This window comes from Streptomyces sp. 150FB (assembly GCF_000818195.1).
In the GTDB taxonomy this organism is placed as follows: Bacteria; Actinomycetota; Actinomycetes; order Streptomycetales; family Streptomycetaceae; genus Streptomyces.
The window spans coordinates 4,378,540-4,379,446 of sequence record NZ_JTHL01000001.1; the positions used below are offsets into that span (position 1 = coordinate 4,378,540).

General features: G+C 76.8%; 1 protein-coding gene. It reads right to left on the reverse strand.

Going from position 1 to position 907, the window contains the following annotated elements; all coding sequences use genetic code 11:
- Positions 1–907 (reverse strand): beta-ketoacyl-ACP synthase 3 (locus tag QR77_RS18655; RefSeq protein WP_078876865.1); only part of this gene is annotated, 907 nt, incomplete at both ends.

Consider the following 907-nt stretch of genomic DNA (forward strand, 5'->3'; position numbering starts at 1 on the left):
GCGTCCCCGGCCAGCGCAGGGCCACCGAGCCCCAGGTCAGGCCGCCGCCGAAGGCGGTCAGCAGCAGCCGGTCGCCGGCCCTGAGCCGTCCCCGCGCCGCCGCGTCGGACAGCGCCAGCGGGATGGAGGCCGCGCCCGTGTTGCCCACCTGCTCCAGGTGCGTGACACAGCGCTCCTCGGCGATCCCGACCCGCTCGGCGACCGCGCGCAGGATCCGCGCGTTGGCCTGGTGCGGCACGAAGTGGTCCACCTGGGACGCGTCCCAGCCCACCCGGCGCAGCAGCGTGCGGCACGAGGCGGTCATGCGCTCGACCGCGTGCTGGTAGACGGCACGCCCGCGCATCCGGAAGAACTCGTCGCCGGCGGCGGGCGGTTCGGCGCTCGCCCGGGACCGGGCGCCGCCGCCGGGGACGGTGATCAGGTCGTAGCCCGTACCGTCACTGCCCAGGTCGAAACCGAGCAGTTCGCCGGGCGATCCGGGCCGGCCGGCGCCGATCAGGGCCGCGCCCGCGCCGTCGCCGAAGACCACGCCGGACGAACGGTCGTCGGGATCGAGCCAGGCCGAGTAGACGTCGGCGCCCACCAGCAGCACCCGGTCGTAGAGACCGGACACGACCAGGCCCTGGCAGACGGCGAGCCCGTAGACGAAACCGCTGCACACCGCGCTGATGTCGAACGCGGGCACCGTCCCGAGGCCGAGGCGCGCCGCCAGCGCGGGCGCGGTGGCGGGGCAGAGATGGTCCGGGGTGGCCGTGGCGAGGACCACCGCGTCGACGGGCCCCCTGGCTCCCCGCGCCGCGGGGCCGTCCCCGACCAGCCGCCGCGCCGCCTCGTACGCGAGGTCGCCGGTGGACAGACCGGCGCCCGCGCGGTGCCGGCTGCCGATGCCGGTGCGCGTACGTACCCA